Below are 20,169 nucleotides of genomic sequence, written 5' to 3'. Positions count from 1 at the left end.
TGCGACCGTGACCCTCCCGCAGCTCCCGTCGACCATCGCGTCGGGCGTGGAGCATCGCCTGGAGGTCAAGAAGTCGGTCTTCCTGACGCGCCTCGAGCCCGTCGCCTCAGTGGAGGAGGCCGACGCGGTCATCGCCGCGATTCGCAAGGAGCACTGGGACGCGCGGCATCACTGCACCGCGATGATCGTGGGCCCCACGGCGGACCGCCAGCGCTCCAACGACGACGGCGAGCCCGCCGGTACTGCGGGCGCCCCGATGCTCGAGGTGCTGAGGCATTGTGACGTGACGGACCTGGTCGCCGTGGTGACACGGTGGTTCGGCGGCACGCTCCTGGGTGCGGGTGGGCTTGTGCGCGCGTATGGCACGTCGGTGTCAGAGGCGCTGGACCGGGCGCGGCTGGTGGAACGGGTGCACCTCACGACCGTCACCGCCGAAGCGTCCCATGGCGACGCGGGACGCATCCTCGCGTTCCTTCACCAGTGGTCCGAGTCGCACGGTGCGGTGCTAGACGAGCCGACCTACGGCTCGATGGCGCGGCTGTCGCTGCGGGTGCCTCCCGAGGCGGTCCCTGTGCTCGTCGCTGAGGTCGCCGCGCTCACCTCGGGTGCTGTCGAGGCAGTGGCGGGCGAGACCGCCGTCGTCGACCGGCCGCGTGGTTGAGATGGGGTGCTGAGATGACGCCGCAGTCACGTCTCACCACCGTGGCGCCGTTCCTCGTGCTCATCGGCCTGCTGTGCCAGGAGGCGGGAGCTGCCATCGCCGTGCTGCTGTTCCCCACCGTGGGGCCCGTGGGCATGGTGGCACTGCGGCTGCTGTTCTCGGCGCTGGTGCTCGGCGCTCTCGCATGGCGCGCTCTGCGCCGCGCGGACTGGGGCCACTGGCGCATCATGCTCGGCTACGGCGTGACCCTCGCTGCGATGAACGTGCTGTTCTACCTGTCGCTCGACCGCATCCCGCTGGGCATCGCCGTCACCATCGAGGTGCTGGGGCCCCTCACGCTGAGCGTCGTCGAGTCACGCAGCGTGCGCGGCCTCACGTGGGCGGTGCTCGCGGCCGCCGGCGTGATCCTGCTCGGCGGCACCGCGCACGACCTTGACCCCGTCGGCGTCGCATTCGCGGCCGGCGCGGGTGTGCTGTGGGCGGTCTACATCCTCATGGCGCGATCGGCGGGAAAGGCGCTGCCGGGACTCAGCGGCATCGCGATCGCCACCGCGCTGGGTGCCGTGCTGACGATGCCGGTCGCGCTCGCGACCGTTGGCACGCCCTTGCTTGCGCCCTCGGCGCTGGCGCTCGGCGCCGCCGTCGCCGTCCTCTCGTCGGCCGTGCCCTACGGCATCGAGCTCACCGTCCTGCGCCGCATGAAGGCAGAGACCTTCGCGATCCTCATGGCCTTCGCACCCGCCGTGGCCGCCCTCACGGGCCTCGCGCTGCTGAGCCAGGCGCTGACGTGGACCGTCGCGCTCGGCATCGCGCTCGTCGTGATCGCCGGCGTCGGTGCGGTTCGCACCGCCCGTCCGCCCGCGTCGGGCACGCCCGACGAGGAGGTCGCCCTCCCGCCCTCGCCCACCTGAGCCGACAGGCGCCCGGCGGTGACGCGTGCGATGCTCGACGCAGACGCCGATCCCGGGAGGTTCCGATGGCACAGTTCGCCCTGCTCGTGTGGGGCCCCAGTGACGGGGGAGAGCGCCACACGTACGAGACGGCTGAGGAGTTCGACGCGCAGATGCGCGCGACCGGCGAGTTCAACGCAGACCTGCAGGCAGAGGGCCGGCTCGCGTACGTCAACGGCTTCGGCGCCGCCGCAGATGGCACCTACGTGGATGGACGCAGCGGCGAGGCTGTCGCGTCGCCCGGTCCGTACGCGGGAGGCGCCGAGTCCGTGAACGGGCTGTGGGTCATCGAGGCACAGGATCGCGACGAGGCCGTCGCACTCGCGGCCCGCGCCTCCGCCGCGTGCCAGCGCGTCATCGAGGTGCGCACGGTCGGTGGGTGACACAACGGGAACCGTGATCACGGCGCGCGCGTGCAGCCGTGCCCTGATCGCGCTTGCCGTGACCGTCCTGGTGGCCTGCGCGAGCCCGGCTCCTGAGCCGACCGCGACTGCGTCGGAGCCTGTGGCAGCAGAGACGTCGCCGCCGCCTTCTCCACGCGAGACCCCAGCGGCACTCCAGATCGGCGAACTGGTCTCCGTTCCCGTCGGCATGACCGACGGCGTGGACCCTGGCGCCGCGGCGGGCAAGTCCCTCAACGTTCCTGAGGGGTGGAGCGTCGACGTCTGGGCGAACGTGCCCGGCGCCCGCCTCGCCGCGTGGACACCCGATGGTCGCCTCCTGGTCTCGAATGGCAGCGGTGGAGCCGTGCTCGTGCTGACGCCCGACGCGGGAGGCGCACCAGCGTCGGGCGTGCTCCTCGAGGGGCTCGCCAGCGCGCAGGGGCTCGCGTTCACCGAGGACGGAGAGACGCTCGTCGTCGGCGACGCGACCCGCCTGATCGCCTACGACTACGCCGACGGCACCGCGACGAGTCCGCGCGTGATCCTCGACGGGCTGCCCGCGCAGGGTCACGGCGCGAAGGCGGTCGCGGTCCAGGGTGACACGGTCTACTACAGCCTCGGATCGCGCTCCAATCGCGACCCGGGAGAGCGGGACGGCGATCCCGAGCGCGCCGTCATCGGGGCGGTTCAGCTCGACGGCACGCGCACCCGAGTCTTCGCGAGCGGCGTGCGCAACGGCTTCGCACTGGACTTCGCGCCCGACGGCTCGCTGTTCGTGGCGGTCAACCAGATGGACAACCTGCCGTACCCGTACAGGGACGACGCGGGGCGGTTCGGCGAGGTGTTCCAAGAGTTCGTGAACGATCACCCGGTCGAGCAGCTCACCCGCCTGACCGACGGGATCGATCTGGGCTGGCCGCTGTGCGTGCCCGACTCTCGCGAGGGCGTCACGGACCTGCCCTATGTGCCGGACGCCGAGTTCAACGCCGACGGCGCCGCCCTGGACTGTTCGTCCCTGCCCGCCACTCAGGTGGGTTTGCCCGCCCACAGTGCCCCTCTCGGGCTCACCTTCACGCATGACACGGCGATCGCCGACGTGCTCGGATCTGGTGCCCTCGTCGGCGCCCACGGCTCGTGGAACCGCACCCCACCGCAGGAGCCCTGCGTCGCTTTCGCGCCGTGGGATGAGGCGACGCAGACCTTGGGAGAGGCGCAGTACGTGGTGACCGGCTTCCAGAACGCCGACGGGTCGCGCTGGGGACGTGCGGTGATGCCGACGGTCGGGCCCGACGGCGCGCTCTACCTCACCGACGACGCCGCGGGGCTCGTGTACCGGATCGCCCCGCCATTGTGACCAGCCGGAACGTCACGGGCGTGGCAAGAGGTGCCAGCCCGCGCGCCATTACCTGCGGCGCACGTACGCGTTCGACGACTTGCCGTCGCCTGCAGGACGCGAATCCACCTGATAGTCGGGATGCGCCCTCATGAGGTCCATGAGCTTGCTATAGCCCCACGTGCGCGAGTCAAAGTCCGAGGCGAGCCGCGACAGATTGCTTCCAACGGCTCCCAGATGCGCCCATCCGTCGTCGGCGGAAGCGGCGTCGACCGCCTCCTTGAGCAGGGCGGTGAGGCGTTTGTCCTTCTTGAGCGACGACGTCTCCGACCCCACGGGCGGGGCCTTCGGCTCCTCGAGATTCTCGACATAGACGAATGTGCTGCATGCCGCGACGAACGGCTTGGGGGTCTTGCGCTGGCCGAAGCCGTAGACCGTGAGCCCCTGCTCGCGGATGCGCGCCGCCAGGCGGGTGAAGTCGCTGTCGCTCGAGACCAGGCAGAAGCCATCGAGGTGGCCGGCATGCAGCAGGTCCATCGCGTCGATGATGAGTGCGCTGTCCGTGGCGTTCTTGCCGGTCGTGTAGCTGAACTGCTGGATCGGCTGCACAGAGTTCTCCAGCAACTCTGATTTCCAGGACGCGAGCTGGCTCGACGTCCAGTCGCCGTAGGCGCGGCGGACGCTCGCCGTGCCGTACTTGGCGATCTCGGCGAGCAGACGCTCGATGTGCTTGGCGCTCGCGTTGTCGGCGTCGATCAGCACCGCCAGCCGTGCTGCATCCGCAGACTCGGGCATGATTCCCCTTCCGTGGGACTCCACTCGACCCTAGCCTCCCCGCGCAGGCCAGGTTCCCTTCGCTGCGGGGAACGGGCAGGCTGGGGGCAGGTTCCCGTGCGAGCGCCGCACGCTGCGAAGGAGGAGCGAGATGAACGAGCGACTGAGGGTCGCGGTGGTCGGGACAGGCTGGTGGGGCGGCGAACATGCGCGGATCTTCGCGCGTCGGCCTGACACGGAGCTGGTCGCCGCCGTCGGGCGGACCCCCGACAAGACCCATGCGTTCGCCTCGTCGTGGGGCACGCGGGGCTACACGGATCTGGATGCGATGTTGGAAGCCGAGCGGCCGGACCTCGTCACTCTTGCCCTGCCCAACGAGGCGCACTACGACACGACGATGCACCTCATCGAACGCGGCGTGCCGCTGCTGCTCGAGAAGCCCCTGGTGTTCCGTATGGAGGAGGCCGACGCGATCCTCGCCGCCGCAGCGGAGCGGAACCTGTTCCTGGCGTTCAACCTCAACCACCGCTACGCCGAGCCCGTGCAGCGAGCGAAGGCGGCGATCGACGCGGGCGAGCTGGGCGACCTCGTGTTCGTGACCTGGCGCTTCGGTGGGGAGCCGAACTTCGGCAAGGAACCGTGGGGCAACCTCGTCGAGACGCAGGTGCACGGGCTCGACATGCTCGAGCATCTCGCCGGTCCCATCTCCTCGGTGGCGGCGCAGGCCACCGACCGCACCAACGCCGGCTTCTACACGACGCTCGCGGTGGCGCTGCAGTTCGCGAGCGGCGCCGTCGGCTCACTCGTCGGCTCGTACGACTCGTCCTACGCCTACCGGGACACGCAGTACATCGAGGTCAACGGCACGGCCGGGCGCGTGCTCATCCAGGACACGGTGAAGCGCTTCACGCTGCAGAAGGTGGGTGACGAGACGCGGCAGGTGTGGGAGCCGGGCTACTTCAACGATGAGGCGCGCACGTTCGTGTACACCTTCGACCGCCACGTGGACGCGATCCTGGCAGCCCTCAGAGCGGGGGAGGAGCCGCCGATCCACGCCCGCGCCGGTCGCCGCGCGCTGCAGCTCGCCGACGCGATCATCGAGTCGTTCGAGACGGGCCGACGCGTAGAGGTGTAGCGGCCCGCCGCAACGCACGTACGGGGCCGTGCCGCGGCTGCCGCACGCAGATCGCCCGGCCATCGGCGCGTCGGTGGCTTGACGTGGGGCGACGCGCCGCGAGCCGGGCAGTTCGCGTGCGGGAGCTGCGGCGGCGCGCCTGTTGCCTCGCCGGTGCCGATCAGGTGGGATGGCCCCATGGACGCACAGACGCTGCTCGCTGGCCCGCGCGGGCGGCGCCTGTGCCTCGAGCTCGCGCTGGGGTGGGCGCACGAGCCGCTGCACTCGGATGGAGAGTTCAGTCTCGCGGTGTTCGCGGCCGCCTACGACCTCGATCCCGGTCGGGGCACGTCGCGCGTGATCATCTCGTTCTCCGAGGGCGGGGACGGCCCTGAGCGTCCTCCCTCGGCGAGTCCGGCGGACGTCGCGACCGCGTGGGACGCATTGCCGCTCGGCACCGTGGACGGCGAACGGCTGCTCGCCGCAGTGGTTGGCTCCGTGGACATGGCCCGCTACTGGCAGTCCCCGGACGGCGAAGACGTCCTCCTGGCGCGCCCCGAGCTTGCCGACGCGTTGATTCGCACGGCCGACGCGGTGATCCCCTCCGATGCCTCACGCTGGTGGGATTCGCCGATCGATCGCGACGGACAGTGGGTGATCGAGTTCGATGCCGACTCGGTGGATCTGCCCCGGCCGCCGGCTCGAGTCGACGCGGAGCAGGTGCTCTCTGAGTGGGCGGCGCGCGTGCGCGAGCAGGAGGCGCTCGCCGAGGCCCTGGGCGCCCGCGACCCCCGGCGCGCGGCGTCGGGCGCGTGGTGGTCCACGCCGCCACTTCCCCTCCTCACGTCGACCAGGGCGCACGGCAGCGACGGTCCGCTGGGACTGCACTGGGTCGAGGACGGCGCGGGATGGGACGGCGCTGCCGCGCGGAAGCTTCCGATGTCGCCACGTCTCCGAGTCCTCGAGATCGACGGTGCCCAGGCGTGGATCGACCTGTGCCGCGCCTACCCGCTCGAGGTGACCGGGCTGCGGCGCGGGACGTGGCAGCTGCTCACCGGTATCGACTCCCGCTGGGTGATCCCCGATTGGAGCGCGGTGTCGCAGGACTACGACGGCGTGCATCTCACGGTGCTCGGCTACCTCTCTGCCGCCACGCGTGCGCTGGCGGTCGGCGACGGCGTGCGGAGCATCATCGCCGGGTGGGCGCCAGACGAGACCCGTTGGCTCGTCGACGTGGCCGCCGATGGCGCGACCGTGCACAGGTGGGAGCGCGACGAGGTCGATCGCTGGCGGCCGATCCCCTGACTGCGGCTACTGCGGGCCGACGTGCAGGAGCTCCAGCACGGGAGCGCCCGCCTCGTCCGAGGCATCCAGGTCCACGGCGGCGACGATCGCCCAATCGTGGTCACCCGCGGGGTCGTCGATGACCTGGCGCACGACCCACATGCCGTCGGGCAGTGCCGCGTCGGGAGTGACGGCGAGCGCGGCCCGCGCGTGACCCGCATCGTGATCGCCGCCGGGCTCCACGAACGTGAGCAGAGCGGCCGCACGCGCATCCGGACCTATGCCGATCGCATCGTCGCCTTGAGCCTCGAACAGCGGGTCGAGAGCGTCGCGCCAGGCGTCCGCGGTCCAGCCTGAGCGGGCATCGAGCGCGCCGAGCGCGGCGTAGTCCTCGCGTGCCGCGAGCTCGACGCGGCGGAACATCGCGTTGCGCACCAGGCGTCGCAGGATGCGAGGATTGCCGGACATGGGCTTCGCGGGTCCCGTGGCCGGCGGCGCGAGCGGTGACGCGGGGTCCGCGTCGTCGGCGACCACCGCGTCGGGGTTCATGAGCCGCTCCCACTCGTCGAGCAGCGACGAATCGGTGGAGCGCACGAGGTTGCCGAGCCATTCGGTGATGGCGACCACCTCGTCGGTCCTGTGCTCCTCGGGGACCGTCTGACGCAGCGCGCGATACGCCTCCGCGAGGTAGCGCAGCACGACGCCCTCGGTGCGCTCAAGGCCATACGCGGAGACGAGGTCCTGGAACGACATGGCCTTCTCGAGCATGTCGCGCACGACGGACTTGGGGGACAGTTCGGCGTCGAGGATCCACGGGTTGCTGCGCCGGTAGGTGATGAAGGCCGGCTCGAGAAGGTCGGCGAGCGGCATGGGCCACGTCACGTCCTCGAGCAGTTCCATGCGCTCCTCGTACTCGATGCCGTCCGCCTTCATCGCGGCGACGGCTTCGCCGCGCGCCTGGTTCTGCTGGGCGATGAGCACCTGGCGTGGGTCGGACAGCGTCGCCTCGATCACGGAGACCGCGTCGAGCGTGTGGTCGGGCGACTCGACGTTGAGGAGGTCCATCGCGGCGAGCGCGAAGGGGGACAGTGGCTGGTTGAGTGCGAAGCCGCGCGGCACGTCGACGGTGAGCCGCACCGACGGGCGCTCGCCTCGAGGGTGGGAGGGATCCGGCACGCGCACCTTCTCCACCACGCCGGCGACCCTGAGCGACCGGTAGATGCGCAGCGCCTGGCGCACGTGAGCGGACTTCTGGGCGTCGGTCTCGTGCAGCGCCGCGAGCAGCGTGCGCATCGCGAGCACCGGGTCTTCGGCGGGCCGGTCGAGCCACGGGTTCGGCAAGCCGCGTGCGAGGAGGTTCAGCACCATCGCGTGGGTCACGTGGAAGCGGCTCGTGAGCGGCTCGGGTTCGGCGTCGCGGAGGCGTTCGAACGTCGCGTCGGTCCAGTTCACGGACCCCGAGGGGGCGCTCTTGCGGACGATCTTCTTGCGCTTCTTCGGGTCATCGCCTGCCTTGAGGAGCGCCTTGCGGTTCTCGATGACGTGCTCGGGCGCCATGACGATCACGTCGCCCTCGGTGTCGAAGCCGGCGCGGCCCGCTCGGCCCGCGATCTGGTGGAACTCGCGGGCGGTCAGGTGTCGCATGCGCTCGCCGTCGTACTTGACCAGTGATGTGAGTAGCACGGTGCGGATCGGCACATTGATGCCGACGCCGAGGGTGTCGGTGCCGCACACGACCTTGAGCAGGCCCTGCTGCGTAAGGCGCTCCACGATGCGGCGGTACTTGGGAAGCATGCCCGCGTGGTGGACGCCGATGCCGGCGCGCAGGAACTTGCTCAGCGTCTTGCCGAATCCGGTGCCGAACTTCGTGTCGGACAGCGCTTCGGCGATTGCCTGACGCTCGGTCTTGGTCGCGACGTTCATGCTCAGCAGCGCCTGGGCGCGCTCCACAGCGTCCTTCTGTGTGAAGTGCACGACGTACACGGGTGCCTGCCCCGACTGGACGAGCCGCTCGATCGTCTCCGGCAGCGGCTCGACGCTGTAGTCGAAGCTCAGCGGCACCGGCCGTTCGGCGGTGGTCACCTCTGCGACGGCACGGTCGCTGCGGCGCTGCAGGTCCTCGACGAGCCACGACGTGTCGCCGAGCGTGGCCGACATCAGCACGAACTGTGCGCGCGGAAGCTCCAGCAGCGGCACCTGCCACGCCCAGCCGCGCTGGGGGTCGGCGTAGAAGTGGAACTCGTCCATCACGACGAGCGAGGCGTCGGTCGCCGCGCCGTCGCGCAGTGCGAGGTTCGCGAGAATCTCAGCGGTGCAGCAGATGATCGGCGCGTCGGGATTCACGGCCGAGTCGCCCGTCATCAGCCCCACGTTGGCAGAGCCGAACATGTCGATGAGGTCGAAGAACTTCTCGCTCACCAGGGCTTTCAGAGGAGCCGTGTAGAACGTGCGGCCTCCCGTGCCGGCCCGATGCGCGGCGAGGGCGGCGAAGTGCGCGCCGGCAGCGACGAGGGACTTGCCGGACCCAGTGGGGGTCGCAAGGATCACGTGGCTGCCCGAGACGATCTCCATGAGCGCCTCGTCCTGGTGGGGGTAGAGCGCGCGCCCGCCCTCGGCGGCCCACTCCGAGAACGCCTCATAGAGAGCGTCGGGGTCGGGCGCTGACCCGGGCACGGCGTCGGGCAGGCGGCTCAGGAGGAGGGCGTCGGTGGAGGTCATCGCGTCCATTGTCCCGTGTCTAAGCCGAGGGCGACGCTACGTTGTGATCATGGGGCGGCGAGCTTGGTTGGTGGCGCTTGCGGGCGCGGCAATGCTGGCAGGCTGCCAGGCTGGGGCCGGTGCGCCGACCGTGGTGAGCAGCGCGTCGCCGTCGGCGTCTCCCTCGTTCGCGTGCCCGATCGTCGAGGGTCAGGAGCCGCCCGAGGGCTGCGTGCCCTACGACCCTCAGCTGATGATGGACGTCAACGAGCGGTATCGCGACCACATGCCGATCGGCGCCGAGGCCTTCGCGCCGGCGCAGGCGGCGGCTGACGCCGTGCGGCCCGTGCTGGAGGATCTGCGTGCCGACGGCGCGTATCCGCCCGATGCCGTGAGGGCCATTCTCGAAGGGGCAGGGCTGCAGGAGGTCGCCGTGAGCGACGGTCCGGCGATCGTCTACTTCGATTCGACAGGGCCCGCGGGCGGATGCGTGTTCGGCTGGGTGAATGAGGACGAGGTCGAGGTCGAGGTGGCTGGCCCGATCATGGATGGCGCCTGCGTCGCGGCGGTGGGCCACTGACGTGCGTGCACGCGCGCGCCGCGGCGGTGGCGTTCGAGTCGGGGTGCAGGAATATCTGCGCGCCCCGCGGTGCTGATTACATGCGTAGTCAAGTAATTCAGCGTCCCTGAGGAGTGCCACCGTGACCACACCCGCCGCCGACCTGCAGTTCGGCATCGAGACCTTCGGCGACCTCGCCCTGCACGACTCGGGCGAGCCCATGTCGCATGCGGCGGCGCTGCGCCAAGTGGTCGACGAGGCGGCGCTCGCCGATCAGATCGGCATCAACGCCGTGGGCCTGGGAGAGCACCACCGCGCCGACTTCGCAATCTCCTCGCCCGAGATGGTCCTGGCGGCGATCGCGTCTCGCACGCAGCACGTGTCCCTCGGTTCAGCCGTCACTGTGCTGTCGTCGGACGACCCGGTGCGCGTGTTCCAGCGCTTCGCGACGCTGGATGCCGTCTCGGACGGGCGAGCCGAGGTCATCCTGGGCCGCGGCTCCTTCACCGAGTCCTTCCCGCTGTTCGGCTACGACCTCAAGGACTATGAGGTGCTGTTCGAGGAAAAGCTCGACCTGTTCGCTCAACTCCTCACCGAGAAGCCGGTCACGTGGTCCGGCACGACGCGTGCGTCGCTCCACGATGCCGACGTGTATCCCAAGACCGACTCGGGCGCGCTCAAGACCTGGGTGGGGGTCGGCGGCTCGCCTGAGTCTGTGCTGCGCACCGCTCGCCACGGCTTTCGCCTCATGCTCGCGATCATCGGCGGCGACCCGGGGCGCTTCGCTCCGTACGTCGACCTCTACCGACGAGCGACGGAGAAGTTCGGCACTACCGCCTACCCCGTGGGCATGCACAGCCACGGCTTCATCGCCGCGACCGACGAGGAGGCCAAGGAACTCTACTACCCGGGCTACAAGGCGATGATGGATCGCATCGGCGGCGAGCGCGGATGGGGACCGATGTCGCGCGCACAGTTCGAGAACGAGGTGGCGCACGGCTCGCTGTACGTCGGGTCGCCCGACACCGTCGCCGCCAAGATGGCAGCCGCCATCGGTGGACTGGGGGTGGGGCGCTTCGACTTCGTCTACACCGGTGGCGGGGCGATGCCTGCCTCGGCTCGCATGCGTGCCGTCGAACTGCTCGGCACCGAGGTGATCCCGCAGGTCCGCGACCGCCTCGCGTCAGGGGAGTCCGCGTGACCGTCCCTGAGGTTCGCACGCTGGGCATCCTCGGAGCGGGCAAGCTCGGCACAGTGCTCGCACGCCTGGGCGTCGCTGCTGGGCTCGACGTGGTCGTCGCCGGATCGGGTGACGCTGAGCGCATCGAGCTCACCGTCGAGGTGCTCGCTCCCGGTGCCCGCGTCGCCACCGCTCGCGAGGTGGCGGCCCAGGCCGACGCGATCGTGCTTGCGCTTCCGCTCGGCAAGTTCACGAGCCTCGACCCCCACGTCCTCGAAGGCGCCCTCGTCGCCGACGCCATGAACTACTGGTGGGAGGTCGACGGGGTGCGGGACGATCTCACCGACCCCTCGACGACGACGTCCCAGATCGTCGCGCGCCATCTCGCGGGCTCGCGCGTGGTCAAGGCGTTCAACCACATGGGCTACCACGACCTCGACGAAGGCCCGCTGCCGGCCGGCGCGTCCGAGCGCCGGGCGATCGCGCTCGCGGGCGACGACCCCGACGCGGTCGGTGCCCTCGCGCGACTCGTCGACAGCATGGGCTTCGATCCGCTGCCGATCGGGAGTCTTGCGGAGGGTCGACGCCTCGAGCCCGGCACGCCGGCCTTCGGCGCGAGTGTGAGCGCTGCCGAACTGCGCACTTTGGTGCAGGCCGCTACGCGGGAGCCGATGCGCGCAGCGCGCTGATCGCTGCGAGGATCCGCTCGCGCAGCACCGCGCCGCGCTCGGCGAACTCGCGCTGCCGGGCCGCGTACTCACGCTTGCCCTCAGGTGTCTCGATGGCGATCGCCTCGAGCCCGTACGAGGACACGTCGTACGGCGAGGCCTGCATATCCACCTGGCGCACGCCCATCGCCAGCGCGAAGGCGTCGAGCGTCAGCGAGGAGGGAATCGCGGGCGCCAGCTTCATGGCCCACTTGTAGAGATCCATGTTCCCGTGCAGGCAGCCGGGCTGCTCCATGGCGGGCTGCGTCTCGCGCGTGGGCTGAGTCGCGTTGAGAGGTCGCGCCTCGGGGGTGAAGAAGCGGAACGCGTCGAAGTGCGTGCAGCGGATCGGGTGCGACTCGACGACCGCGTCGGTGCCTTCCGAACCGAGCCGCAGCGGCAAGGGATGCCGCAGGTCGTCCTCGTGCATCCGGTAGACCATCGCCCATTCGTGCAGCCCAAAGCAGCCGAACGATGCGGGCCGGGCCGCGGTGCGGGTCAGCAGTGCCTCGACGTAGTCCACGGTCGAGCCGCGCGCCTCGAGGAACGCCTCGACGTCCACCCGGGTGACGCCCGCCTCGGTGCGGTAGAAGCGCCACCCGGCATGCGCGTCGGCATTCTCAAGCCCGATGCCGGGGCCGGGGTGCCAGCGCGCCAGGTGGGAGGCCTTCGTCGAGTAGTACTCGAACAGGAAGTCCTCGATCGCGTGCCGCTCGCGGCGTCCCGCTCGCGCGCGGTGCCCGGCGGTCATGGCGTCCGCGCGCTCGGCATGGGCAAGCGCGAGCGGCTCCCACGCGTCGCGCGCGAGTGTGCGCGCGACGGCGGGGGAGTCGAGGGTCATGAGTGCCATTGTCCCAGCAGCGCCGGTGCGGGGCGCAGGGGTGCCCGCCGGGCCCACGTCAGGTTGAGAGCAGGTCGCGCGCGTGAGCCATGGATTTGCCTGGCTCCGGCCTGCGCTTGGCGTCGGCGACGCCGTCCCGCGCGATCCTTGTCAGCCAGCGTCGCCGGCGCTCAGGCGAGGAGCTGCGGACGGGCGCGAGGTACCGCACGCCGATGGTCCGAATGCCCGTGTACCAGAGGGTCGCCGTCTTGACGGAGGAGATCGACGAGTCCCGGTAGGCGAGCCACGTGAAGAGTCGGGGGCTGTCCGCGGTGTGGACGATGCGCGCCGTGCGGCCGCGCAGGCCGCGGATCCAGGAACTCGAGTGGACGCGGCTCGCGTAGGCGTCGCCCGAGAGCAGCACGCGGTCGAAGAACTGCTTGAGCACGGCAGGGTAGGTGCCCCACCACATTGGATAAAACAGGGCGATGTGGTCTGCGGTGCGCAGGCGCTCCGCGTAGTCCCTGACGTGCTCGTCGAGATCGATCTCTCGGTCGGACCGGGGCAGGCGCACGTCGCTGCGTTCGCGCGGGTGATCCGGGGTGGCGTCCGTCGCGAGGTCGATCACCTGGACCTCGGCGCCGTGGGTGCGGGCTGCGTCGGCGTACGCGCGTGCAAGGGCATGGTTGAAGCTGTCCTGGATGGGGTGTCCGATGATGACGAGGATGTTCACAGCCATGGCTCCTCAGTGGCGATCAGTCGTGCGTTGACGGTGGTCATGAGTGCGTGCATGCGGGCCACGTCATCGGAGCTGACGGAGTCGCCGAAGGCCTCCGTGAGGGCGCGCTCGATGATCGCGTCGCCATCGGCCACGAGAGTGCGGCCCTTGTCCGTGAGTTGGATTCGGAGCCGGCGACCGTGGCCTGGCTCCGCAGAGACGGTGAGCCAGCCTTCCTCGGTTAGCGCGGGCAGACGCTTGCTCACGGCTGCCTTCGAGATGTACAGGCACGAAGCGAGATCGGTGACGTCGGTGGGCTCCTCGTCGGCCACGATCGCGAGGAACTGAAACAGGTTGAACGAGACTCCGAGCTCAGACCTGAGCCGTGTGTTCACCCGGTGTTCCATGCGCGTGACGGTCTCCTGGAGCAGGTAGGCGAGATCCTTGAGCATGTCACTGAGTTAACCGGTAAACATGCAGGTTGTCAACCGGTTTACAACGGCGTCGACGCGCCGCGCACGGCCCCGCTACGCCGCCTCGCTCCACCAGCGCAGCACCCGGAGCGCCTTGAGGGTGATCCACCGGCTCGGCGTGCCGGCGGGGCCTTCCATGTGCGTGTGCGTGCGCCCGCGGACAGTGCGGGACAGCGGCCAGCGGCCGTCCGGCATGCGCAGATCCGCGATCTCCTCGATCGCCTCGGCGAGCCTGATGTCGGGTGTGCTGCCGCGCTCGCGGAAGTGCTCGAGCCCGCGCAGGATGTCGTGTCCCCAGCGCGTGGGGAACGTCGGCTGGAGGTAGCGCTCCTGCGCCACTTCGCGCGTGCTGAGGCGCCTGAACAGGTGCCGTGCGAGCAGGTACTCCTCGCCGCCGTCGCGTCGGTCGGCGACGACGTCCAGGTCGGGTGCGTCGGCACCCGGGGGCGGGAGCGTGCCCGCGTGGGCGGCTCGCTCGTACGCGAGGAGCGCTTCGACGACGGAGATGGTCGTGTCGAACGACCCGCGCACTGAGCCGTTCTCCTGCTCGCAGTTCCAGCCGCCGTCCGCCATCTGCTCCGTGAGCAGGCGGTTCACGATGCCGCTGACGTCGTGCCCAAAGTAGACGCCGCTGGACACGGTGGCGGAGTTGATGCACGGCTCCACCTCGCCGTCCCAGAAGGGCTCGTTCGCGTACTCCCACCGCACCGCCGCGGTCGCGCGCGAGACCGCGTCGGCCACGGCGGGGTCGTGAGGATCCGCACCCAGCAGTCGCAGCTCGGTGAGCACCGGCGCCGTCGCTGTCCACGGCTGGCCCTCGGTCGTGACGATCTCCATGGTCGCCCAGTCCGGCCAGTGCGCTCCCGCCTCCCACGATCCGTCGGGACGCCGCGCATCCAGCAGCGCGGCGCCCCACCCGACGTGCGCGACGCGGGCACGCTCGTCCGCGACCACGTCCGCAGACGCGTCCTTGAGGTCGCGCAGCACCTGCCAGCGGACGGCCGGATCCGAGTCCAGCAGCCACTCGACGACATCGGCGGGCGCGCGGTGCATGAGCCGAGACTATGCGCGGGCACTGACGCGCGCGCGGCGAGACGTCATGCAGACCGGGCGCGCGTGCCCCCGCGGGCGACCACGGCGTCGGCCGCTGAAGTCGAGGCGCGAGACATGAGCTCCTCGAGCGGGCCCTGCGGGCGCCACCGACGGTAGCCCCATGCGAGCACGGTGAACGACACGACCAGCGACACGAGCGCCACATTGCTCGGCTCATGGACGATGTCGTTGCCCGCGATCGCGATCACGAGCACGTGGGCCACGTACGCCGTGAACGCCATCGCCCCCAGGTCTCTCAGCGGTTGCAGCCATCGACCGCTCAGGTCAGAGAGCCACAGCGCTGCGCCGAGCACGGCACACGCGGCGCCGGCCGTCACGACCATCTCCAGCGCCGAGTTGGAGTGCGGCGTGAGCGAGGCCCACGCGGGCGCCCACCCGAACATCGCGGTGGGCCACGGAGGGGTAGCGCCGTATGCGAGGCCCAGCATCGTCCCGGCGCCGGCGACCGACGCGCCTCCCGCCACGAGCATCACGCGCGACGCTCCGGCGCGCAGATCGAGACGCGAGATCGCAAGACCGAGCAGCAGGTAGCCCGCCCATGCCAGGGCGGGGTAGTGGTGCCACCAGATCCGGTCGAGCACCGGCCAAGAGTCAGCGCCCGACGCGGTGGCCCAGTCCTGCACGACGGGCAGCAGCAGCGCGCCTCCCACCAGCGTCGCGGCAGCGCCCGCCCACAGCCAGACGGTGCGCGATCTCAATGCGACCAGCGCGAGCAGCATCATGAGACCCAGGTTGGCGAGGATGACGTAGACAGGCGTCTCGAGCGCTGTGAGGATCGCGCCAGCGGCGATCAGGATGCCTGCGCGCACCACGACCCTCACGCGCGTGTGCAGCACGGACGGGGCGCGCGCGTCCATGATCCCCATCGACACCCCTGCGAGCACCGCGAACAGCGCCGAGGGGAGGCCGTGAGACACCCACAGCCACGTCCAGCCGTCACCCGTGCCGCGGGCGCCGTCGTCGCCGATGTGCGCCGCCGCCATGCCTATGAACGCGACGGCTCGCGCCAGATCCAGGCCGCCGATGCGCCCCGCCTTCACCAGCGCTTCGGCAGGCCCGACGCTGGGGCTGGCATGAGCGTCGGTCATGCGGCCAGGCTACGGGGCGCCAGCCGCATCGAGAATGCCCTCGGCCCACTCGTAGTGCCCGCCGAGGCACTCATGTGCCACGTCGCCCAACGCCTCGTTGCCGAGCCAGTCGAGCGCGTCGGTCGCGATCAGCAACTCATCCTCGAGGGTGCCCACGAGCGCGACGACGGCCGTATGGGAGCCGACGAACGCCTCACGCGCGGCGGCGTAGTCAAGCTCCTTGAAGCGCTCATAGATGCTGTCGTTGAGGTCGGCCAGAGTGCTCCACGTGTAGCCCTCCGCGGGGAAGGCGGGCGACTCGTCGTTGCGCATCGCCGCGACCCACCCCTCGAACAGCCCGTGCCAGCCGTGCAGATGCGTGAGGACATCGGCGACCCGCCGACCCAGATATGCGTCCCCCAACTCGAGCGCCGGGTCGGCGTCCGTCCGCGACAGCAGGTGCGCCGCGCCTCGCTCGGCGGCCTCGAGGATCTGTGCACGGGTCCGGGGCATGCCGCCATCGTAGGCACGGGCGGGCACGGCGCGCGCGGTGGGCTGGGCACTAGGCTGGAGCCCATGCGTATCGCCAGATTCACCACCGGAGACGAGCCCCGCTACGCGATCGTCGACGGCGAGGACGGAGCCGAGGAGCTCGTCGTCCTCACCGGCGACCCCATGTATGTGCCGGGACAGCCGACGGGGGAGCGCGTGCCGCTCCACGCGGACGAGGTGCGACTGCTCGCGCCGGTGATCCCGCGCTCGAAGGTCGTGTGCCTCGGCAAGAACTATGAAGCGCACGCGCGCGAGATGGGTCAGACCGAGGCGCCCTCGCTTCCCACGCTGTTCCTCAAGCCGAACACTGCCGTCGTCGGGCCCGACGACCCGATCGTGCTGCCGCACTACAGCGAGGACGTGCAGATCGAAGCCGAGCTCGCGATCATCATCGGGCGTGTGTGCAAGGAAGTGTCGCCCGAGAACGCCGAGCAGTACATCTACGGCTTCACCTGCGCCAACGACGTGACCGCGCGTGACGTCCAGCGCGAGGAGAACCAGTGGTTCCGCGCCAAGGCGTTCGACTCGTCACTGCCGCTCGGCCCGTGGATCGAGACCGAGCTGGCCCACGACGACGTCCGCATCGGCTCGCGCATCAACGGCGAGACCGCGCAGGACGGCACCTCGCAGGACATGCTCGTCGACGTGCTCCACGCCGTCTCCATGGTCTCCGAGGTCACGACGCTCCTGCCGGGCGACGTCATCCTCACCGGCACTCCCGCGGGCGTCTCCCGCGTCGACCACGGCGACGTCGTCGAGGTCGAGATCGAAGACCTCGGCGTGCTGCGCAACCCCGTCCTGCGCCGCTAGCCGTACCTGCCGGACGCGGGCCACCCCCGCGTCGGGCCTCTCCCGCCGACACCACTGCATCCGCCAGCCACCACCACCGAGAGACGAACCATCACCGATATGAGCAAGGTCCGCGTCCGCTTCTGCCCCTCGCCCACCGGCCTGCCCCACGTGGGCATGGTCCGCACCGCCCTGTTCAACTGGGCCTACGCGCGCCACATGGGCGGCGACATGGTGTTCCGCATCGAGGACACCGACGCCGCACGCGACTCGCAGGAGAGCTACGAGATGCTGCTCGACGCGATGAACTGGCTGGGCATCACGTACGACGAGGGGCCCGACATCGGCGGACCTTACGGTCCGTACCGCCAGAGCGAGCGCCACGAGCTCCACGCCGACGTGGTGCGCCAGCTGGTCGAGGGTGGCTACGCCTACGAGTCCTTCTCGAGCCCCGAGGAGGTCGAGGCACGCCACAAGGCGGCGGGACGCGACCCCAAGTTGGGCTACGACGGCTACGACCGCGACCTCACCGACGCGCAGAAGGCCGCCTTCCGCGCGGAGGGCCGCGAGCCCGTGCTCCGCATGCGCATGCCGGACGAGGACATCACCGTCAACGACCTCATTCGCGGCGAGGTGACCTTCCCCGCGGGCTCCGTGCCCGACTACGTGATCGTGCGCGCTAACGGCGTGCCCCTGTACACGCTCGTCAACCCCGTGGACGACGCGCTCATGAAGATCACGCACGTGCTGCGAGGCGAGGACCTCCTGGCCTCGACGCCCCGCCAGGTGGTGCTGTGGCGCGCCATGGTCGAGCTCGGCATCGCCGACCAGGTGCCCGAGTACGCGCACATGCCGATGGTGCTCGGCGAGGGCACCAAGAAGCTCTCGAAGCGCGACCCCGAATCCAACCTGTTCCACCACCGCGAGCGCGGGTTCCTCCCCGAGGGGCTGCTCAACTACCTCGCGCTGCTGGGCTGGAGCATCGCCCCCGACCGTGACATCTTCACGCGCGACGAGCTGATCGCCGCGTTCGACATCGCCGACTGCACCGCTACGCCCGCACGGTTCGACCTGAAGAAGGCCGAGGCGATCAACGGCGACCACATGCGCATGCTGCCCATGGGCGACTTCGTCTCGCGCCTCGTGCCATACCTGCACGCGGCAGGCCTGGTCGGGTCGCCGGAGGTGGGCGGGCTCACGCCCCATGAGGAGCAGACGCTTGCCGAGGCAGCGCCGCTGGTGCAGACCCGCATGAACCTTCTCGGCGAGGCGCCCGGCATGCTCGGCTTCCTGTTCCTCGCCGACTCGCAGATCGAGTTCGATGAGACCGCGGTCGCCAAGCTGCCCGAGAACGCCACCGAGATCCTCGATGCCGCGCTCGCGGTGCTCGAGCCGCTCGAGGACTTCTCGCCGGACTCGCAGCAGGAGGCGCTGCGCGCGAAGCTCGTGGACGAGATGGGCATCAAGCCGCGCTTCGCGTTCGGTCCCCTGCGCGTCGCCGTCACCGGCCGTCAGGTATCGCCGCCGCTGTTCGAGTCCATGGAGATCCTGGGGCGCGACAAGTCGCTGAACCGGCTCCGCCGCCTCCGCGCCACGCTGTAGGTTCCCGTGGCCGACGAGCGCGAGGTGACGGGCTACGGCGAGGCTGCCGCCGCGTCGGGCCTGGACGATCCGGCCTGGCCCACGCCGACGCTGCGTGGCGACCGCATCACCCTGCGGCCGTACCGCGGCGCCGACGTCGACGCCTTGTGGGAGATGGTGCACGACGCCGAGGGCACCGACCTCACCGCGACCAAGGGCACCTTCACGCGCGAGCAGACCGAGGCGTGGGTGGCCAAGATCATCGACGCCGAGGACCGCATCGACTGGGTCATCGAGGAGGCGTCCTCAGGCGAGTACGCGGGCGAGGTCGTCATCAACGAGCGCGACGTGGATCTCCGCAGCGCGAACTTCCGCATCTCCCTGCGCGGGCCTGCGTGGTTCGGGCGAGGGCTCGGCACCGAGGCCACGCTGCTCGCATGCCTCCACGCGTTCTCCACGCTGCACCTCGACGCGCTCACGCTCAGCGTGCTCGCCCGCAACCCGCGCGCGCAGCGCGTCTACGAGAAGGCTGGCTTCCTGGTCAGTGGCTCGTATCACGAGGACGAGGAGGACTGGATCGAGATGCGGCTCACCCGCGCCCGGTGGCTCGAGGCCATGAAGGGACGTGAGCTGCCCCGTGCCTGAGATTCGCGCCGTCCTGTTCGATGTGGACGACACGCTCGTCGACACCCGCGGGGCCTTCCGCCACGCGCTCGCCTCCGTCGCCGTCGACTACCTCGACTCTGGAGTGGACCACGAGGAGCTCGTGCGCTTCTGGCGCGACGACCGCCACGGCTCGTACCGGGCGCACACCCGCGGCGAGATGAGCCACCGCGAGCAGCGCCACCTGCGCGCCAACGACCTGCACGTCGAGTTCGGCGGGCCGCACCTCGACGACGACGCCTACCAGCGGTGGGACGAGGCCTTCGAGCGCTACTTCCGCGAGGGCTGGGCGCCCCACCCCGACGCTGCGGTCGCGCTGGATGCGCTCGACGCGCTCGGCGTGCCGTACGGAGGGCTCTCGAACGCCGACCATGCCTACCAGGAGCTCAAACTCGCACAGTGCGGCCTGTCTCGCGTGCCGATGCTCGTGGGCGTGGACACCCTCGGCGTCGGCAAGCCCGACCCGCGTGTCTTCCAACTGGCGTGCTCGCGCCTGGGCTTCGAGCCCGCTGAGGTGGCCTACGTCGGCGACGAGTTCGACGTGGACCCGCTCGGCGCGCGCGATGCAGGGCTCGGCCTTGGCGTTTGGATCGAGCGGCCCGGGTCCCACGCGCGGGATGTCGAGGGGCTCGCGGGAGACGGCGTGCCTCGCGACGGGCTGGTGCGCATCGGATCTCTCGAACAGCTCGCGGACCTGCTGCGCTGAGCCGAACCTCTGCACGACGGCGGCCCTGGCGCGGCCGCGCGCGCC

At 70.5% G+C, this 20,169-nt stretch carries 21 protein-coding genes; 13 read left to right on the top strand and 8 right to left on the bottom strand.

Translation table 11 applies throughout. From position 1 onward, the window contains the following. Positions 1-7 precede the first annotated feature (7 nt). The 4 genes from B7K21_RS03165 (at position 8) to B7K21_RS03150 (ending at position 3,348) form a co-directional block, all read left to right on the top strand. Positions 8-661: a YigZ family protein gene (locus B7K21_RS03165; RefSeq protein ID WP_084073772.1), complete on the top strand. Its 654-nt coding sequence runs from the start codon at positions 8-10 to the stop codon at positions 659-661. Between the two features lie 14 nt (positions 662-675). Continuing rightward, positions 676-1,572, top strand: coding sequence for a DMT family transporter (locus B7K21_RS03160; RefSeq protein ID WP_084073771.1), 897 nt, complete (start codon positions 676-678; stop codon positions 1,570-1,572). Between the two features lie 65 nt (positions 1,573-1,637). Then, complete coding sequence (locus B7K21_RS03155; protein ID WP_084073770.1) at positions 1,638-1,994, top strand: YciI family protein; 357 nt, start codon at positions 1,638-1,640, stop codon at positions 1,992-1,994. Then, complete coding sequence (locus B7K21_RS03150) at positions 1,987-3,348, top strand: sorbosone dehydrogenase family protein (RefSeq protein WP_144016037.1); 1,362 nt, start codon at positions 1,987-1,989, stop codon at positions 3,346-3,348. Before B7K21_RS03155 ends, B7K21_RS03150 begins: the two co-directional genes overlap by 8 nt. Positions 3,349-3,396: 48 nt before the next feature. Here B7K21_RS03150 and B7K21_RS03145 read toward each other — a convergent pair whose 3' ends face one another. Further along, complete coding sequence (locus tag B7K21_RS03145) at positions 3,397-4,122, bottom strand: NYN domain-containing protein (RefSeq protein ID WP_084073768.1); 726 nt, start codon at positions 4,120-4,122, stop codon at positions 3,397-3,399. A gap of 130 nt (positions 4,123-4,252) precedes the next feature. Between B7K21_RS03145 and B7K21_RS03140 the strand changes: the two genes are divergently transcribed. Continuing rightward, positions 4,253-5,236: a Gfo/Idh/MocA family protein gene (locus B7K21_RS03140; protein ID WP_084073767.1), complete on the top strand. Its 984-nt coding sequence runs from the start codon at positions 4,253-4,255 to the stop codon at positions 5,234-5,236. A gap of 177 nt (positions 5,237-5,413) precedes the next feature. Beyond that, the gene (locus tag B7K21_RS03135; protein WP_084073766.1) at positions 5,414-6,520 is read left to right on the top strand and encodes a hypothetical protein; all 1,107 of its coding nucleotides are present in this window, start codon (positions 5,414-5,416) and stop codon (positions 6,518-6,520) included. Positions 6,521-6,526: 6 nt separating this feature from the next. On the opposite strand, the gene B7K21_RS03130 is transcribed toward B7K21_RS03135, so the two are convergent. Then, positions 6,527-9,217, bottom strand: coding sequence for an RNA helicase (locus tag B7K21_RS03130; RefSeq protein ID WP_144016036.1), 2,691 nt, complete (start codon positions 9,215-9,217; stop codon positions 6,527-6,529). 49 nt (positions 9,218-9,266) lie between these two features. Here B7K21_RS03130 and B7K21_RS03125 point away from each other — a divergent pair, with 49 nt between their 5' ends. The 3 genes from B7K21_RS03125 to B7K21_RS03115 all read left to right on the top strand — a co-directional run bounded on the left by B7K21_RS03125 (position 9,267) and on the right by B7K21_RS03115 (position 11,624). Then, a complete protein-coding gene (locus tag B7K21_RS03125) occupies positions 9,267-9,776 on the top strand; it encodes a hypothetical protein (RefSeq protein ID WP_144016035.1) in 510 nt (169 codons plus the stop codon). 121 nt (positions 9,777-9,897) lie between these two features. Next, positions 9,898-10,956, top strand: coding sequence for an LLM class flavin-dependent oxidoreductase (locus B7K21_RS03120; protein ID WP_084073763.1), 1,059 nt, complete (start codon positions 9,898-9,900; stop codon positions 10,954-10,956). Then, complete coding sequence (locus B7K21_RS03115; RefSeq protein ID WP_084073762.1) at positions 10,953-11,624, top strand: NADPH-dependent F420 reductase; 672 nt, start codon at positions 10,953-10,955, stop codon at positions 11,622-11,624. The genes B7K21_RS03120 and B7K21_RS03115 overlap by 4 nt, the downstream gene beginning before the upstream one ends. On the opposite strand, the gene B7K21_RS03110 is transcribed toward B7K21_RS03115, so the two are convergent. The 6 genes from B7K21_RS03110 to B7K21_RS03085 all read right to left on the bottom strand — a co-directional run bounded on the left by B7K21_RS03110 (position 11,593) and on the right by B7K21_RS03085 (position 16,346). Further along, on the bottom strand, positions 11,593-12,483 hold the full coding sequence (locus B7K21_RS03110; RefSeq protein WP_084073761.1) for a 3-methyladenine DNA glycosylase: 891 nt from the start codon (positions 12,481-12,483) through the stop codon (positions 11,593-11,595). The two genes, B7K21_RS03115 and B7K21_RS03110, sit on opposite strands and share 32 nt — an antisense overlap. Positions 12,484-12,541: 58 nt before the next feature. Then, positions 12,542-13,201: an NAD(P)H-dependent oxidoreductase gene (locus B7K21_RS03105; protein ID WP_084073760.1), complete on the bottom strand. Its 660-nt coding sequence runs from the start codon at positions 13,199-13,201 to the stop codon at positions 12,542-12,544. After that, entirely contained in the window at positions 13,192-13,632 is a 441-nt protein-coding gene (locus B7K21_RS03100; protein ID WP_084073759.1) for a MarR family winged helix-turn-helix transcriptional regulator, read from the bottom strand. Before B7K21_RS03100 ends, B7K21_RS03105 begins: the two co-directional genes overlap by 10 nt. Positions 13,633-13,707: 75 nt before the next feature. Beyond that, positions 13,708-14,706, bottom strand: a complete 999-nt coding sequence (locus B7K21_RS03095) for a hypothetical protein (protein WP_084073758.1) — start codon at positions 14,704-14,706, stop codon at positions 13,708-13,710. Between the two features lie 44 nt (positions 14,707-14,750). Continuing rightward, positions 14,751-15,854, bottom strand: coding sequence for a heparan-alpha-glucosaminide N-acetyltransferase domain-containing protein (locus B7K21_RS03090; protein ID WP_084073757.1), 1,104 nt, complete (start codon positions 15,852-15,854; stop codon positions 14,751-14,753). A gap of 9 nt (positions 15,855-15,863) precedes the next feature. Next, positions 15,864-16,346, bottom strand: coding sequence for a ClbS/DfsB family four-helix bundle protein (locus B7K21_RS03085; RefSeq protein ID WP_084073756.1), 483 nt, complete (start codon positions 16,344-16,346; stop codon positions 15,864-15,866). A gap of 63 nt (positions 16,347-16,409) precedes the next feature. Here B7K21_RS03085 and B7K21_RS03080 point away from each other — a divergent pair, with 63 nt between their 5' ends. From B7K21_RS03080 to B7K21_RS03065, 4 genes are all read left to right on the top strand, one after another. After that, on the top strand, positions 16,410-17,195 hold the full coding sequence (locus tag B7K21_RS03080; RefSeq protein WP_084073755.1) for a fumarylacetoacetate hydrolase family protein: 786 nt from the start codon (positions 16,410-16,412) through the stop codon (positions 17,193-17,195). A gap of 99 nt (positions 17,196-17,294) precedes the next feature. After that, positions 17,295-18,776: a glutamate--tRNA ligase gene (gene gltX / locus B7K21_RS03075; protein ID WP_084073754.1), complete on the top strand. Its 1,482-nt coding sequence runs from the start codon at positions 17,295-17,297 to the stop codon at positions 18,774-18,776. Between the two features lie 6 nt (positions 18,777-18,782). Further along, positions 18,783-19,400, top strand: coding sequence for a GNAT family N-acetyltransferase (locus B7K21_RS03070; RefSeq protein WP_084073753.1), 618 nt, complete (start codon positions 18,783-18,785; stop codon positions 19,398-19,400). Continuing rightward, on the top strand, positions 19,393-20,124 hold the full coding sequence (locus B7K21_RS03065; RefSeq protein WP_234989155.1) for an HAD family hydrolase: 732 nt from the start codon (positions 19,393-19,395) through the stop codon (positions 20,122-20,124). The genes B7K21_RS03070 and B7K21_RS03065 overlap by 8 nt, the downstream gene beginning before the upstream one ends. Positions 20,125-20,169 lie beyond the last annotated feature (45 nt).

This window comes from Demequina sp. NBRC 110052, assembly GCF_002090075.1.
In the GTDB taxonomy this organism is placed as follows: domain Bacteria; phylum Actinomycetota; class Actinomycetes; order Actinomycetales; family Demequinaceae; genus Demequina.
Note: the sequence above shows the minus strand (reverse complement) of the source record. Positions and strands in the feature narration are given on the sequence as shown.

Coding starts and splice junctions, on each gene's coding strand:
- B7K21_RS03160 (WP_084073771.1), top strand. CDS start 676: ATGACGCCGCAGTCACGTCTCACCACCGTGGCGCCGTTCCTCGTGCTC.
- B7K21_RS03155 (WP_084073770.1), top strand. CDS start 1,638: ATGGCACAGTTCGCCCTGCTCGTGTGGGGCCCCAGTGACGGGGGAGAG.
- B7K21_RS03145 (WP_084073768.1), bottom strand. CDS start 4,122: ATGCCCGAGTCTGCGGATGCAGCACGGCTGGCGGTGCTGATCGACGCC.
- B7K21_RS03140 (WP_084073767.1), top strand. CDS start 4,253: ATGAACGAGCGACTGAGGGTCGCGGTGGTCGGGACAGGCTGGTGGGGC.
- B7K21_RS03135 (WP_084073766.1), top strand. CDS start 5,414: ATGGACGCACAGACGCTGCTCGCTGGCCCGCGCGGGCGGCGCCTGTGC.
- B7K21_RS03130 (WP_144016036.1), bottom strand. CDS start 9,217: ATGACCTCCACCGACGCCCTCCTCCTGAGCCGCCTGCCCGACGCCGTG.
- B7K21_RS03125 (WP_144016035.1), top strand. CDS start 9,267: ATGGGGCGGCGAGCTTGGTTGGTGGCGCTTGCGGGCGCGGCAATGCTG.
- B7K21_RS03110 (WP_084073761.1), bottom strand. CDS start 12,483: ATGACCCTCGACTCCCCCGCCGTCGCGCGCACACTCGCGCGCGACGCG.
- B7K21_RS03105 (WP_084073760.1), bottom strand. CDS start 13,201: ATGGCTGTGAACATCCTCGTCATCATCGGACACCCCATCCAGGACAGC.
- B7K21_RS03100 (WP_084073759.1), bottom strand. CDS start 13,632: ATGCTCAAGGATCTCGCCTACCTGCTCCAGGAGACCGTCACGCGCATG.
- B7K21_RS03095 (WP_084073758.1), bottom strand. CDS start 14,706: ATGCACCGCGCGCCCGCCGATGTCGTCGAGTGGCTGCTGGACTCGGAT.
- B7K21_RS03090 (WP_084073757.1), bottom strand. CDS start 15,854: ATGACCGACGCTCATGCCAGCCCCAGCGTCGGGCCTGCCGAAGCGCTG.
- B7K21_RS03085 (WP_084073756.1), bottom strand. CDS start 16,346: ATGCCCCGGACCCGTGCACAGATCCTCGAGGCCGCCGAGCGAGGCGCG.
- B7K21_RS03080 (WP_084073755.1), top strand. CDS start 16,410: ATGCGTATCGCCAGATTCACCACCGGAGACGAGCCCCGCTACGCGATC.
- gltX (WP_084073754.1), top strand. CDS start 17,295: ATGAGCAAGGTCCGCGTCCGCTTCTGCCCCTCGCCCACCGGCCTGCCC.